Source organism: Enterococcus sp. DIV1368f, from assembly GCF_051712245.1.
GTDB classification, from domain to species: Bacteria; Bacillota; Bacilli; order Lactobacillales; family Enterococcaceae; genus Enterococcus; species Enterococcus faecalis.
This window is the reverse complement of the sequence record NZ_JBIOON010000001.1, coordinates 1715016-1729783: the sequence shown is the minus strand read 5'-3', so window position 1 is coordinate 1729783 and position 14768 is coordinate 1715016. Positions and strand designations below refer to the sequence as shown.

At 36.4% G+C, this 14768-nt stretch carries 13 protein-coding genes; 8 read left to right on the top strand and 5 right to left on the bottom strand.

The window, feature by feature from the left end:
* The first annotated feature begins 32 nt into the window (after positions 1-32).
* A complete protein-coding gene (locus tag IGL07_RS08565) occupies positions 33-1868 on the top strand; it encodes an LTA synthase family protein (RefSeq protein ID WP_010817413.1) in 1836 nt (611 codons plus the stop codon).
* Positions 1869-1904: 36 nt separating this feature from the next.
* On the opposite strand, the gene IGL07_RS08560 is transcribed toward IGL07_RS08565, so the two are convergent.
* From IGL07_RS08560 to IGL07_RS08550, 3 genes are all read right to left on the bottom strand, one after another.
* Positions 1905-3086 carry a multidrug effflux MFS transporter gene (locus IGL07_RS08560; RefSeq protein ID WP_010817412.1) on the bottom strand — a complete coding sequence of 394 codons (1182 nt, stop codon included), beginning with the start codon at positions 3084-3086 and terminating at the stop codon, positions 1905-1907.
* 109 nt (positions 3087-3195) lie between these two features.
* Entirely contained in the window at positions 3196-3591 is a 396-nt protein-coding gene (locus IGL07_RS08555; protein ID WP_002362038.1) for a DUF3224 domain-containing protein, read from the bottom strand.
* Between the two features lie 71 nt (positions 3592-3662).
* Positions 3663-4328, bottom strand: coding sequence for a cyclic nucleotide-binding domain-containing protein (locus IGL07_RS08550; RefSeq protein ID WP_010817411.1), 666 nt, complete (start codon positions 4326-4328; stop codon positions 3663-3665).
* Between the two features lie 88 nt (positions 4329-4416).
* Here IGL07_RS08550 and IGL07_RS08545 point away from each other — a divergent pair, with 88 nt between their 5' ends.
* The 4 genes from IGL07_RS08545 to IGL07_RS08530 all read left to right on the top strand — a co-directional run bounded on the left by IGL07_RS08545 (position 4417) and on the right by IGL07_RS08530 (position 9206).
* Entirely contained in the window at positions 4417-5067 is a 651-nt protein-coding gene (locus IGL07_RS08545; RefSeq protein WP_010817410.1) for a YczE/YyaS/YitT family protein, read from the top strand.
* Between the two features lie 317 nt (positions 5068-5384).
* Positions 5385-8090, top strand: a complete 2706-nt coding sequence (locus tag IGL07_RS08540; RefSeq protein WP_002377094.1) for a cation-translocating P-type ATPase — start codon at positions 5385-5387, stop codon at positions 8088-8090.
* A 69-nt stretch (positions 8091-8159) separates the two neighbouring features.
* Entirely contained in the window at positions 8160-8696 is a 537-nt protein-coding gene (locus IGL07_RS08535) for a GNAT family N-acetyltransferase (protein ID WP_010817409.1), read from the top strand.
* A gap of 69 nt (positions 8697-8765) precedes the next feature.
* Positions 8766-9206: a hypothetical protein gene (locus tag IGL07_RS08530; RefSeq protein ID WP_016615209.1), complete on the top strand. Its 441-nt coding sequence runs from the start codon at positions 8766-8768 to the stop codon at positions 9204-9206.
* 242 nt (positions 9207-9448) lie between these two features.
* Here the strand turns inward: IGL07_RS08530 and IGL07_RS08525 are convergent, their stop codons facing one another.
* Positions 9449-9610, bottom strand: a complete 162-nt coding sequence (locus tag IGL07_RS08525) for a hypothetical protein (RefSeq protein ID WP_002357133.1) — start codon at positions 9608-9610, stop codon at positions 9449-9451.
* Positions 9611-9643: 33 nt separating this feature from the next.
* The gene (locus tag IGL07_RS08520) at positions 9644-10000 is read right to left on the bottom strand and encodes a hypothetical protein (protein ID WP_002357135.1); all 357 of its coding nucleotides are present in this window, start codon (positions 9998-10000) and stop codon (positions 9644-9646) included.
* Positions 10001-10179: 179 nt separating this feature from the next.
* On the opposite strand from IGL07_RS08520, the gene IGL07_RS08515 reads away from it, so the two are divergent.
* From IGL07_RS08515 to glpK, 3 genes are all read left to right on the top strand, one after another.
* Positions 10180-11514: an FAD-dependent oxidoreductase gene (locus tag IGL07_RS08515; RefSeq protein WP_002377098.1), complete on the top strand. Its 1335-nt coding sequence runs from the start codon at positions 10180-10182 to the stop codon at positions 11512-11514.
* Positions 11504-12970, top strand: a complete 1467-nt coding sequence (locus IGL07_RS08510; protein ID WP_002385844.1) for a helix-turn-helix domain-containing protein — start codon at positions 11504-11506, stop codon at positions 12968-12970. Before IGL07_RS08515 ends, IGL07_RS08510 begins: the two co-directional genes overlap by 11 nt.
* 276 nt (positions 12971-13246) lie before the next feature.
* Entirely contained in the window at positions 13247-14752 is a 1506-nt protein-coding gene (gene glpK / locus IGL07_RS08505; RefSeq protein WP_010817408.1) for a glycerol kinase GlpK, read from the top strand.
* Positions 14753-14768: the final 16 nt, after the last annotated feature.

Below are 14768 nucleotides of genomic sequence, written 5' to 3'. Positions count from 1 at the left end.
ATACATTACTAGTTTTTGAATAGGAGATCGATGTGAAAAAGAGAGTTGAAAAATTTAGACGATGGCCCTACCGTTACCTTTTGTATGGAATCGGGTTCATCTTATTAATTATTTTTAGTAATTTATATTTGCAATGGTGTCAGAATAACTTGTCTGTTGATCTAGCCTTCAAGTTTGCTTTTTCGTGGCATACGGAAAAGTTTTTCTTAGGTTGTTTTGTGCTAAGCGTTTTTTTACTTTTTTTATGTAGTTTGGCAGGTTCATTAGGAGTTGGCGCTCTTTTATATAGTGTCATAATAGGTGTTTTAGGATTTGCGGACTATCAAAAGATGTTTTATCGTGTCGAACCTATTTATCCAGACGACTTAAAAATGATCACAGAAGTTAGTTTATTAAAAGAAATGGTTGGTTTATGGCCGTTTATTTTTGTGGTAGCGTTAGGTTGTGTAGCACTTTTTTTCTTAGGAAAAGCCTTTTATAAAAGTTTCTTTTTATCGAAGAAAAAACAAACGATTCGTGTGTTAAGTCTTGTTCTTTCGATTGGTCTATTTTCATATATTGGTGATTTTAACAATCCGCAAAATTTGTTACGTAAAGCCTATAATAAAACCGCGTTATGGATTCCTTACAGCCAAAAAATGAATTACTACAATACAGGATTTATTGGTGGTTTTCTATATAATTTAAAAGTAGAGGCTATGGACCAACCAAAGGGTTATTCAAAAGAAGCTATTTCAGAAATTACTCAGAAGTATCAAAAGTTGGCCGAGGCGAAAACAGTGCCGAGCAATGAGCAACCAAATATTGTGTTTGTCATGAGTGAAAGTTTTTCAAATCCAGATCATCTGAAAGGTTTGTCCATTATTGGTAATCCTTTAGCTGATTATCAGCAAATCGCTGATAAAACTTACAGTGGCCAGATGCTTTCACAAAACTATGGGGGCGGAACTGCGAATATTGAATTTGAAGCCTTAACAAGTTTTTCGATGGAATTAATGAATGCTCAAATGACTACACCTTATACGATGATGATTCCTAAGATGACGGAATTGCCTTCCATTGTTTCATTACTTAAGGAACAAAAGTACCAAACAACGGCTATTCATCCGTACAATACATCTATGTATAAACGAAAAGATGTGTATAAAATTTTAGGTTTTGATCAATTTATCAATGAAAAAACAATGAACTATACGGATAAACTAGAAAATAATCCTTACATTTCAGATCAAGCAGCGTATCAGGAAGTGACGACACTGCTTAAAGAAAAAGAGCAACCGCAATTCATTCATTTAGTTACTATGCAAACACATATGCCCTATGAAAACAAATACACAACGTCCAGTTATTTTTCTCAAGGAAACGGCAATCAAGTCGCGCTCAATAATTACTTGCAAGATATTGCCTACAGTAGCGAAGCTCTGAAAAATTTCCTACAAGAAATCGAAAAAATGCCCAAACGCACATTAGTCGTTTTTTGGGGAGATCACTTACCAAGTATTTATGATGAAAACATTCAAGCGTTGAATGAAGGGGCAGTCCTTCACCAGACAGAATTTCTAATGTATGATACGGCGAACCAGTTAACAGAAAAAAATCAGCATCAAGCAACTATTAGTCCATTTTATTTTGCTCCCTCACTTTTCCAACAAAGTGGCTTACCACAATCGGGATTTTACGCTATGCTAAATGAGGTACAAGGACAATTGCCTGCTTTTGAAAAGGGGAATTACTATCTCGGTGGGGAATGGAAAAAAACAGTAGAAATGAATAAAAAGCAAGAACAACTATATGAGGAATACCGACTGATTCAATATGACATTGTTTCAGGGAAGCAATATAGTTTAGAAAATCAATTTTTTAGCTAAGAAAAACACACGAAAGATTCGTGTGTTTTTTGATTTTTATTTTAAAGTTTTACGATAAACAATGACATAATAGCTGAAAGCTAACAGACAAGCAAAACTTAAAAAGTAAAGCGGTAAGACCCAAATGGTGCCATTGTGAAAGTAACTAATCAAATAGGTAAAGAAACTAACAAACAAGTAATAGGCAAAACTAAAAATTCCACTGGCAGTACCAATTACAGATTCATAGCCTTTTAAGGCCATACTTAAGGCATTGGGCAAAGTAATGTTAATCCCTAAGAAAAAGAGAAAAATAAACAAAATAAGACCAATGATTGATTCAAATTGTGTCATTATTAATAAACAGCAAGCCGCAAAGATACTTAGCAGCAAACCAGCAAAGGCAATTTTTTCCGCTGACCAATATCCTAGCAACCAATTGATAAGAACTGCAGCAAGAATACTAGACACAGCTAAAACTAAACCAAGAAAGCCATATTGGACACTGCTAAAGCCAAAGTGATTGATGAAAATAAACGGAGCTTCTGCATAGTAGCTAAACAATAAACCATTAATGCCCCCAATCAATAAGCCGTAGCACCAAACTTTCGAGTCGAAGGAAAGGCGTTTCGCCACGGACCAAAAAGGCGCTTTCGTTAAGGTATTTCCTAAGTGAAAGGTTTCTGGTAAACGATAAAAACTATAGAAAAGTAATAGAACAGCCATGACAATTAAGGTGCTAAAGACATGCTGATAGCCAAAATAGGTTTGAACAAGTCCGCCGACTAAGGGTCCGATGGCAGGAGATAGCGATAGGGCAGCGCTTGTTTGGGCAAAAATTTTCCCTCTTTGAAGATCGTTAAAGCTTTCCCGCATCATTGATTGGGTAATGACAGAACCAACGCTTGCACCAAATGCTTGAATTAAACGGAAGAATAACAGCCAAGGAAATGTCGGACTCAAAAAAAGGCCAATATTTCCAATTAAATAGCATAAAATTCCTAATAACATAGCTGGGCGACGTCCAATCGTATCGGATAAAATTCCCCAGAATAAAACGCCAACGGCAAAGGCAACAAAATAAATACTCATGGTTAATTGTGCCACGCTATCGTGAATGTTAAAAGCAGAACTAAGCGCTGGTAAAATGGGTGTGAAAATCGACTCGCTGATTTGTGGAAATCCCACAAGCAAAATAATAATTAGTAATGATGGGACGGTGTTTCGGGTGTTTTTCATGATTTTTCTCCTTAAAAGTTTAATCTAATCAAAAACACCCATTGTCTTTTACAACCGCCAAATTTAAAATAAGTAAAATAATGTCACCAACTTTCCTTGAAATTTTTTATTATACAAAGTCTAAATGAAGAAGCGCTTCTTCTTGACTAAATTCATAAGTGTAGCGACCGGATAAACCGGCAAGCTCACCTGATGCTTGAAATAGTTCACCTGGGCAGTCTAAAAGACCCTGTGTAAACGTCCCTTTTTCGCAAGCAGTAAAGGTGCCTTTTTTTCCTAAATAAGTTCCTTCGAAATGTAGGAAACCGACCACTTGAGCCACAGCTTCAAGCCCATCTGCCATTGAAGAGCCTTGATAAGTCATTAAGTATTCCACAGAAGCTGTCCCAGATAAGGCGCCTGACAATTGATAAGTAGCGCTCGCTTGATTCACTGGGAAATTTTCATTAAGATTGTCAATCGGTTGTTCTTGCCAACTAGATACAGTAAATGATGCTTGCTCCATTGCTGTCCCTTCTTTCTTATTAATAAGAATAGGGTAGCGGGAAGCGCACTATTTGTCAACAATCCACCACTTTAACTCTTCATTTTTTGCACAAAAGAATGTAACGCTAAGCGGTTGATGTGATAAGCAGTTCCTTGTTTTTGAATAAAGCCGCGCTCTCGAAATTGTTTGAAGGTATAAATAAGATGGCGATAACTAACCCCTAAGTATTCGGCAATCTCAGTATGTTTTTCTTTATAAACATCTTCGTGATTAGCGGCAACCAATAGCAATTCCGCTAGCCGATAACTTAGTTCATAGGTCTGATTCGTTGTAAAGTGGTCCACCCGTTGGAGCATTTTTTTCCCTAGATAATGGCTGAGTTGCTGCATAAAAAGCACCTTGTTTTTTAAAACAGTTTCTGCGTAAGCTAAAGGAATAGCCAAACAACAGGTTTCACCTAAGGCGATAACGTCCTTGGTTATCGTTTCCGCTTGGACTAATGTTAAATCGCCAATTAAATCACCTGTCGTTAAAAACTGAACAATGGATTGGCGGCCATTGCGTTCTGTTTTTAAAATTTTCGCTTTTCCTTTGATTAAATAAAAAAGATAATTTAATGGCTCTGCTTGGTGATGAATGAATTCTTGATTTTCAAAATCGATAATAAAACTGTGTTTTAAATCAGTTTCATAAAAAAAAGGCGTATTTTTAGCTAATTCTTGTTTCGATGATTGTTGGTAGGCTGTTTTAAGCATTTTTTCTCCTTGTAATAGGAGATATCTCCTATTTGTTTCTTCTATTGTAGCACATAATAGACGTATCAATAGTAGAGGAGTTTTTATAATGTGGACGAAAAAAATTGTGCTATCGTTTCTTTTTTATTTAATTAGTGCATTGGGCATCAGTTTGACAATTCAAGCAGGCATTGGGGTTAGCAGTTTTAATGCGTTTAATGTGACCTTTGCAACACTTACTCATTTAAAAGTCGGAACTGTTACCACAGCTATCAATTTCGCTTTTTTAGGCACGTGTTGGTTGTTAGATCAGCAGCGTAAAATTCAGGACTATTTGATTATTTTGGTGGCGTTAATTGGCTTTGGTTTTGTCATTAATTTTTTCTTATATCAATTATTTGGTTCGCTTGTTTTTCAAAATTATTTGGTTAAAATTGTTCTATTTATTTTAGGGACAATCATAGCAGGAATCGGGACAGGACAGGTAGTTGCGCTAGGTGTTTTGCAATTTCCCATTGAAAAATTTTGTACACTTATTTCTGAAAGAACGCGCTATAGTTTTCAGGTTTATCGTTATTTAGTTGATATTTTTTGTGTCAGTTTAGCACTAGGATTGTCCATTAGTTATCATTTGCCGATTTTTGTTCGTGAAGGAACCGTGATTAGTCTTTTCTTACTTTCTTGGGTTATTAGTTGGTCGAGAAAGCGGGGACAACAACGTATTTTACGAATACAAATCAAGAAACTGGAATCCGAATGAAAGGATTTCAGTTTTTTTCAAATGAGCAGAACTTTTATTTGAAAAAAAGAGTGGAAAACGGTATACTAATTAAGTAATTATTCATAACATTGGTTCTCCAATCAATGTTAAATAGTTTTTTCATGAGGGAGTAACTGACAGTATTTATGCTGTGACAACATCACCAACTCCGAAAGCAATTTCTGGTGTTGTCTTAAACGGTGAGACTTATGTATGTTCGACGAAGTAGCATACACAAGTCTATTTTTTTTCATTTATTTTTGATGAAATGTAAAATAGTACTTGAAGGATGCTGCAAAAAATAGAGGAGGAAGAACATGTCAGAAGAAAAGAAAACACAATTGTCTGAAGCGTTTTACGCACAAGACGACACAGTTGTTTTGGAGAAAATGAACACAACAACTGATGGATTAAGTGCACAGGAGGCTCAAAAGCGTTTAGAAACGTACGGGGAAAATGTGCTAGATGAAGGGAAGAAAAAATCACTTGCCGTGAAATTCTTTGAGCAATTCAAAGATTTTATGATTATTGTTTTATTAGCGGCAGCGGTCATTTCAGCCGTCTTTTCCCATGATGTGGTAGACTCGATTATCATCTTAGTGGTTGTTATCTTGAACGCCATCTTTGGGGTCATTCAAGAAGCCAAAGCGGAACAAGCCATTGAAGCATTAAAAGAAATGTCTTCACCAAATGCGAATGTTCGTCGTGATGGACACGTCATTACTGTTAAAAGTGATGAATTAGTACCAGGCGACATTGTTTTATTAGAAGCAGGCGATGTCGTTCCAGCTGATTTACGTTTATTGGAAGCGAATAGTTTAAAAATTGAAGAAGCAGCGTTAACCGGTGAATCTGTTCCAGTTGAAAAAGAAGTAACCATCTTAGAGGGAACCGATATTGGTATCGGTGACCGAATCAATATGGCTTATTCCAATAGTAATGTGACGTATGGACGTGGTCTTGGCGTTGTGGTTGGCACAGGGATGAATACAGAAGTCGGTAAAATTGCTGGCATGCTAGCAAGCGAACAAGAAACGGAAACGCCTTTAAAACAAAACTTAAACCAATTGGGTAAAATGTTAACAATTGCCATTTTAGTCATTGCAGCGGTGATGTTTGTGGTAGGAATGATGAATGGTCGTTCATGGATTGACATGTTATTAACGTCAATTTCGTTAGCTGTAGCGGCAATTCCAGAAGGATTACCAGCGATTGTCACGATTATTTTGGCTTTAGGTACCCAAAAAATGGCCAAGAAAAATGCGATTGTCCGTAAGTTACCAGCCGTTGAAACATTAGGAAGTACAGATATTATCTGTTCAGATAAAACAGGTACGCTAACCTTAAATCAAATGACCGTTGAAGCGTTGTATACAGATGGTCAAGTTTTATCTGCTTCCACAGAAATCCCTGCCGATAATATGGCTCTAAAAATCATGAACTTTACGAATGATACAAAAATCGCTCAAGATGGTTCATTAATTGGTGACCCAACAGAAACTGCCTTAGTACAATTTGGTTTAGATCATGCGTTTAACGTAACCGAAAAAGTAGCAGCTGAACCTCGTGTGGCAGAGATTCCTTTTGACTCTGATCGTAAATTAATGACTACTGTTCATGAATTAAAAACAGGTGGCTTCCTAGTTTCTGTCAAAGGTGCACCAGATGAATTATTGAAACGTTGTACGGAAATCTTATCAAATGGAGAAACAAGTCCATTAGATGAAACAAAACGTCAAGAAATTTTGAAAACCAACACCTCATTAGCGAAACAAGCCTTACGTGTTTTAGGAATGGCTTATAAATATGTTGAGACGATTCCAGCCGAAATGAGTTCTGAACTTGTGGAAAAAGATTTAACATTTGCTGGATTAGTCGGTATGATTGACCCAGAAAGAAAAGAAGCTGCAGATGCTGTAAAAGTCGCGAAAGAAGCGGGTATTCGTCCAATTATGATTACGGGTGACCACCGTGATACAGCAGAAGCAATTGCGGCACGTTTAGGCATCATCAAAGAAGGCGACGACGATGCCGTCATTACAGGCGCTGAATTAAATGAATTGTCAGATGAAAAATTCGCACAAGTCGTGGGACACTACTCTGTCTATGCTCGTGTTTCACCAGAACACAAGGTTCGGATTGTTAAAGCGTGGCAACAAGAAGGAAAAGTGGTTGCGATGACTGGTGATGGCGTAAATGATGCCCCAGCCTTAAAAGCTGCTGACATCGGGATTGGTATGGGAATTACCGGAACAGAAGTATCAAAAGGTGCTTCAGATATGGTCCTTGCCGATGATAACTTTTCAACAATTATTGTGGCAGTAGAAGAAGGACGTAAAGTCTTCTCAAATATCCAAAAAACGATTCAATATTTACTTTCAGCTAACTTAGGGGAAGTATTAACCTTGTTTATTGCAACAATGCTCAATTGGGATACCTTGTTACCTGTTCACTTATTGTGGATTAACTTAGTAACGGATACTTTCCCAGCGATTGCGTTAGGTGTGGAACCCGCAGAACGTGATGTGATGAGCCATGAACCTCGTGGTAAAAAATCGAACTTCTTCTCTGGCGGCGTTTTAAGCAGTGTTGTTTATCAAGGGATTACGCAAGGGGCATTGACTTTGATTGTGTATAAAATGTCAATTATGTTCCCAGCACATACCGCAGCTAACACAAACTTATCGGCGCAAGCGTTGTATGATTTACAACACGGCGATGCTTTAACCATGGCCTTCGCTACTTTGGGATTAATTCAATTGTTCCATGCCTTTAATGTGAAGTCGATTTATCAATCAATTTTCAAAGTTGGCTTATTCCGCAACAAATCATTTAACTATGGGATTCTTGTTTCGTTCTTGCTATTAGCTGCAACGATTGTTATTCCAGGATTTAATGATTTATTCAGCGTCACACATTTAGATGCATATCAATGGGCAATTGTAGCAGGTACATCTTTTGCTATCATCCCAATTGTGGAAATTGTGAAGTTCTTCCAACGTAAAGCAGGTAAAGGTGCTTAATAAATAAGAAAAGAAAATTGGCTGGTACTTAAACCAGTCAATTTTTCTTTATGTAAGGAGTGAAAGGGCTTGAAACGGAAAATTATTTTCGAAACACAACGACTTATTGTCAGAGAATGGCAGTCGGAAGATGAAGTGGAATTGAAAAAATTTTTGCAAGATGAAAATGTGATGTATGCCTATGAATACGCTTTTTCTGATGAAGAGGTTGCAAACTGGCTAAAGTGGAACTTACAGTCCTATCAAGAATACGGCTACGGCTTATGGGCGTTAGAGAAGAAACGAACAGGCGAAGTTATCGGCGAGTGTGGTCTCACTAATCAATTAGTAAAAGGCAAGAGCTATCCAGAAATTGGTTATCATTTATGTGGGAAAGAATGGCACAAAGGGTATGCGATTGAAGCTGCCGCAGCGACAAAGCAATACGCATTCGATGTATTAAATTTTCCAGAAGTTATTTCAACGATTCGTGATACGAACTTAGCCTCTATGAATGTCGCTATTCGAAACCAGATGCTTGTTAGGGATCGATACATTAAAACATATCGTGGCAAAACGATGCCTCACTATGTTTTCTCTGTTAAAAATCAAAAGAATAAAGACTGAAAAAGTGCCACTTGTCAGATGGAATAGAAAAAGTGTAAAATGGAGTGAAAGAGAAAAGGGAAAAGAGGGATGGTTATGAGACCAAATTTAGGATTTTACGTTCAAACAATTAATGATATCGTTAAAACAACAGAAGATATTGGCGAAGTCATGAATCCATATTACGAAGAAGTTCGTCAAGCGATCGATAAGAATAAAGTGAATGATTTAACAGCCGAACGAATTGCAGAAATTCAAGCAAAATTTAAAGAAGGTACTGAAAAATATGAATTAATGCTCAAAAAAGTCGGAACATTAAAACCAACACCACAAGTACTTGGTATTCACAAAAAATTTCAACATGCTTATACAGAATATGTAGCAGGATGCAATGAAATGATTTTAGCAACAGATCCAGAAACAGGTATTGATGCAGATTTATTTAATACTTCAGAGGAAAAGCAGGATCAAGCAACGGATGAATTAACCTTTGCCATTACGCGAATGAGCAACATTCTTTTGAAAAAATAAAAAACTAATAAAAATAACTAACGAATTTAATATTTTTTTCATGTCTTTTTTATGGACAAAAGAGAAAGTGTATTGTATTATTAATTCATACCAACAACAACCTTTTTATTTTTCATTTTACTCTTATTGAGTAAATACTCCTTTTCCATCGGCAAAACTGCCGGTGGTTTTTTTTGTTATTTTTTTTATTTAATAATAAAACAACCTTTGATTTTATTAAAATCAAAGGTTGTTTTAGCTTGTTAATTTTCAACATTTCGCACATAATCATCAAAGTATTGAATTAACTCTTTCTTGATTTGCTGATAATCTGCTTCAGAATAGTTCTTTTCTTCTAGCGTACCATTAAAAAATGGCAAATTTAGTTCTTCTTTTAAACGTTCAATCACTTCTTCTTGCTTCATAAGGACCCCTTCTCAACGAATTGTTCTCTTCTATTATAGAACATTGTAGTCATCCGTCAATTGTTCAAAGGCAATTTTCATTTCCTCTAGACGTTCATTCAATTGGTTGGTTTCATCTTCTTCATTGAAAAAATGTTGTTTTAATTCAAAATAAAAATTTTCGAAGGCTTGGAAAAAAGGCTCAGACTTGTTGTTTTCAAGAGCAGGAACACTTGTGTAGAGAACACGAGCGCTATGGTAGTAAGTAAAAACCTCGTTAATATTTAATAAAATACGCGCTTCCTCTGGGCGTGGTCGACTTGTAACTAAGTCATGTAAAGATAAACTTTTTGTATGGGTTTCAGATAAATAAAATAAAAATAGTTCCAATTGCTCTTTCGTTGCAGACATGAAAACTCCTCCTCAAACAGTAGTAACATTTATTATAAATGAAAATGAAAGTGCTTGAAAAGCAATGCGCTCAGCAAAAATAATTATTTTAAGGGAAAACTATAGTTGTTGCTTTAGCATTCTTTTTAATCATGATAAACTGAGAGAAGTATAGTAGGTCCTGACAGAGGAGGAAACAAATGAAAATTGTGATTATTGGTGCATCATTCGCAGGTATTTCCGCAGCAATTGCTTCAAGGAAAAAATATCCCCAAGCAGAAATTTCTTTAATTGATAAACAAGCAACAGTGGGGTATTTATCTGGTGGCTTAAGTGCGTATTTTAATCATACCATCAATGAATTACACGAAGCACGTTACATAACGGAAGAAGAATTACGTCGTCAAAAGATTCAGCTGCTTTTAAATAGAGAAGTCGTGGCAATGGATGTTGAGAACCAATTGATTGCTTGGGCACGAAAGGAAGAGCAACAGTGGTATTCTTATGATAAATTGATTTTAGCGACAGGCGCGAGCCAATTTTCCACGCAAATTCGTGGTAGTCAAACAGAAAAATTACTCAAATATAAATTTTTATCAGGTGCTTTAGCGGCTGTTCCATTACTGGAAAAAAGCCAGACAGTAGCTGTCATTGGTGCAGGCCCCATTGGAGTAGAAGCAATTGATTTTCTTGTGAAAATGAAGAAAACAGTCCATGTCTTTGAAAGTTTAGAAAATCTATTGCCTAAATATTTTGATAAAGAAATGGTCGCAGAAGTTCAAAAATCTTTGGAAAAACAAGCAGTAATTTTCCATTTTGAAGAAACGGTCCTAGGAATTGAAGAAACAGCAAATGGTATTGTTCTTGAAACAAGTGAACAGAAAATTTCTTGTGACAGTGGGATTTTTGCTTTAAACTTACATCCTCAATTAGCCTATTTAGATAAAAAAATTCAACGGAATCTGGATCAGACAATCGCGGTGGATCCTTATTTACAAACTTCAGTGCCGAATGTTTTTGCCATCGGTGATTGCATTTCAGTTATGAATGAACCAGTCGCGGAAACTTTTTATGCTCCGTTAGTGAACAATGCGGTACGAACTGGCTTAGTAGTCGCCAACAATTTAGAAGAAAAAACACACCGATTCATTGGCTCTTTGCGAACAATGGGAACAAAAGTGGGGGACTATTACCTTGCTAGTACAGGCCTAACCGAAACGGAAGGTTTATTTTTTCCGCAAACACTTGCTTCCGTAATTGTTAGACAGCCAGCGCCGCCTCTACAACATGGGACAGAAATTTTAGGCAAATTAATCTATGATAAAGTGACACAACGGGTCCTTGGGGCACAGCTTTGTTCAAAAAACAATTGTTTAGAAAAAATAAATACGTTAGCATTAAGTATCCAAACAGGTCAGACACTGACAGACCTATTACAAAAAGATTATTTTTATCAACCTTCCTTAACCAATATTTATGATATTACAAATTTGATGGGTGCTTCGGCTTATTGGAGAGAGAACGATGAAAGTTGAGACGTTATTAGAAAAGAAAGCGATGCGACAATTATTAACGGTGCAACAAACCATCTTAGCAGGCGGCACCTGCTCAGTCTCTGATTTAACAGCATTTTTAGCGGTCACAAAAGCCTCCTTTGAAAAAGACTTAGAGGATTTACATTATTTTTTGAAACCTTTTGGACAGGATTGTCAGCTTACTTATGATGGCCAACAGCTATCAATCACCTTATCGGATTTTTTTTCGTTGAATCATTTAATTGAAGCATTTGTAAAAGAGTCTCTTAAATTTCAACTTTTAGATTATTTATATCGTAATAAAGAGTTTTCTATTGTTCAATTAACGACTAAATTTATGATTAGTGAGTCTTCTTTATTTCGAAAGATTAAGGAACTCAATCAATTGTTAGCCGCCTTTGATTTGCAAATAAAAAATGGACAACTACAGGGCGAAGAATTGCAGATTCGTTACTTTTACTTTCAGTTGTATTGGTATATTACTCCCTATGAAACACACCAGAAAAAAACGATGTCCCCGTTAAATAAACGGATAATTGAAGGGATTGAGACTGGCTTAGGTTTTACTTTTAATGAACATAATGCGTTAAAAGTTAGCCTTTGGTTGAGTATTACGAAAAAGCGCCTAGCGGTCACTTCAAAAAAATATCAACAATTGAGAAAGAAAATGATTGATTTTAAAGAAGATCCGTTATTTAAGCAAGTTCGACAATTGTTTTTCCGTTTTTCTAGTCGCTATTCATTAGAATTAGACGAAGGAGAAAGCATGATTCATTTTGTTTTTCTAATCACAATGTCGGTCTTACCAGAATCAGCTTTTGATGAATATTCCTTAATTCGGGGACGTCGTTCCGCTGTTTCTTTAGCTGATACGTTTATCTTGGAAAATGTGGTCTTGTATTATCGGCCCCATAAATTTGAACCTACTCTTGAGAAAACCATGGCTTACTATTTTTCACAAATTCATGGAAAACTGTATTTTTTTAAAGGAGAATTGGAAGTCTTTGATCGGGCTCATATCTGGGAAAAAGAACAGCAATTATCTAGTCGGGAATTAGCTTCTTTTTCAACAACGTTATTAGAAAAAGCTTTAGCTTGTTTTGATGAAACGTATCAACCAGGAGATAGTTTGCATGAACTTTCTCTGGTCAAATATTTAAGCGTGTTGGCATTAATTGAATTTAAAATGATTGGTGAAATAAAAATTGGAATTCATTTAGCAATGGATGCTCTTTATCAAGCGGCGTTAACACAAGTATTAATGCTTAGTCTTAAAAATATGAATGGCACGCTGGTGGAGAGGTATCAGCCTGAACAAACATATGATTTAATTGTGACCAATTATCAGCAAACGAGCTATCAAGGAACACCGGAAGTCTATGTTTTGTCAGAATTAAGTTCGACCTATGATGTGCAACAATTAAAAAAGAAAATACGCACCTTGCGGGAGAAATAAACAAAAGGTTGGTGTGACGGAAATTGTCTGATCCTCGCACCAGCCTTTTTACAACTAAAAGTCGAAAATTAGGCTTTTTTAAACAAAAATGTTTCTTTTTATTGAAAAATTAGAGATAATAAAAGTATTATTGAAAGCGTTGTCTTTGTTGGTTTTAGTAGAAATCCTTTCAATTTTTTTAAAATAAAAAAAGTTTTTGACATGTTTAGTTATTCTTTTGTTTGTAAGATAGGGACATAAAGAAAACGATTTCAAAAACGTTTAGGAGGAATTATCATGGCAGAAGAAAAATACATTATGGCGATTGATCAAGGAACGACTAGTTCTCGTGCAATTATTTTTGATAAAAAAGGAAACAAAATTGGTAGTTCACAAAAGGAATTTACTCAATATTTTCCTAAGGCAGGCTGGGTGGAACATAATGCCAATGAAATTTGGAATTCTGTTCAATCCGTTATTGCAGGTTCTTTAATTGAGTCAGGAGTGAAACCAACGGATATTGCCGGAATTGGGATTACAAACCAACGGGAAACAACCGTTGTTTGGGACAAAGCAACTGGGTTACCCATTTATAACGCAATTGTTTGGCAATCACGCCAAACGACACCCATTGCTGATCAACTAAAAGAAGATGGTTACAGCGAAATGATTCATGAAAAAACTGGGTTAATCATTGATGCTTATTTCTCAGCAACGAAGGTTCGTTGGATCTTAGATCACGTAGAAGGTGCGCAAGAACGTGCAGAAAACGGAGAATTGATGTTTGGGACAATTGACACTTGGCTCGTTTGGAAATTAACGGGAGATACTCATGTCACTGATTATTCAAATGCAAGTCGGACGATGTTGTTTAATATCCATGATTTAGATTGGGATCAAGAAATTTTGGATCTTTTAAATATCCCACGAGTGATGTTACCGAAAGTCGTTTCGAACTCTGAAGTGTATGGACTAACAAAAAATTACCATTTTTACGGAAGTGAAGTTCCTATCGCTGGTATGGCTGGTGACCAACAAGCCGCTTTATTTGGTCAAATGGCCTTTGAACCTGGGATGGTTAAAAATACCTATGGAACAGGCTCATTTATTGTCATGAACACTGGCGAAGAACCTCAACTTTCTAAAAATAATCTGCTTACCACTATTGGCTATGGTATTAACGGCAAAGTATATTATGCCTTGGAAGGAAGTATCTTCGTGGCTGGTTCAGCGATTCAATGGTTACGAGATGGCTTAAAAATGTTGCAAACGGCTGCTGAATCTGAAGCAGTAGCCAAAGCGTCAACAGGGCACAATGAAGTTTATGTGGTTCCGGCATTCACTGGTTTGGGCGCACCATATTGGGATTCACAAGCGCGTGGGGCTGTCTTTGGATTAACACGCGGTACCACGAGAGAAGATTTTGTCAAAGCGACACTTCAAGCAGTTGCGTATCAAGTTCGTGACATTATTGACACGATGAAAGAAGATACAGGCATAGATATTCCTGTCTTAAAAGTAGACGGTGGAGCAGCAAACAATGATTTCTTGATGCAATTCCAAGCAGATATTTTAAACACTGCTGTTCAAAGAGCCCATAACTTAGAAACAACGGCCTTAGGCGCAGCTTTCTTGGCGGGCTTAGCGGTTGGCTTCTGGAAAGACTTAGAAGAAATCAAAGCATTCCAAGAAGAAGGACAACAATTTGAACCAATTATGGCGGAAGAAGAACGAGAAGATTTATATGAAGGTTGGCAACAAGCAGTAGCAGCTACCCAACAATTCAAACGTAAAAATAAGTAAATGGAAAAGGGGAATT

Coding starts and splice junctions, on each gene's coding strand:
- IGL07_RS08560 (WP_010817412.1), bottom strand. CDS start 3,086: ATGAAAAACACCCGAAACACCGTCCCATCATTACTAATTATTATTTTG.
- IGL07_RS08555 (WP_002362038.1), bottom strand. CDS start 3,591: ATGGAGCAAGCATCATTTACTGTATCTAGTTGGCAAGAACAACCGATT.
- IGL07_RS08550 (WP_010817411.1), bottom strand. CDS start 4,328: ATGCTTAAAACAGCCTACCAACAATCATCGAAACAAGAATTAGCTAAA.
- IGL07_RS08545 (WP_010817410.1), top strand. CDS start 4,417: ATGTGGACGAAAAAAATTGTGCTATCGTTTCTTTTTTATTTAATTAGT.
- IGL07_RS08540 (WP_002377094.1), top strand. CDS start 5,385: ATGTCAGAAGAAAAGAAAACACAATTGTCTGAAGCGTTTTACGCACAA.
- IGL07_RS08530 (WP_016615209.1), top strand. CDS start 8,766: ATGGTTATGAGACCAAATTTAGGATTTTACGTTCAAACAATTAATGAT.
- IGL07_RS08525 (WP_002357133.1), bottom strand. CDS start 9,610: ATGAAGCAAGAAGAAGTGATTGAACGTTTAAAAGAAGAACTAAATTTG.
- IGL07_RS08520 (WP_002357135.1), bottom strand. CDS start 10,000: ATGTCTGCAACGAAAGAGCAATTGGAACTATTTTTATTTTATTTATCT.
- IGL07_RS08515 (WP_002377098.1), top strand. CDS start 10,180: ATGAAAATTGTGATTATTGGTGCATCATTCGCAGGTATTTCCGCAGCA.
- IGL07_RS08510 (WP_002385844.1), top strand. CDS start 11,504: ATGAAAGTTGAGACGTTATTAGAAAAGAAAGCGATGCGACAATTATTA.
- glpK (WP_010817408.1), top strand. CDS start 13,247: ATGGCAGAAGAAAAATACATTATGGCGATTGATCAAGGAACGACTAGT.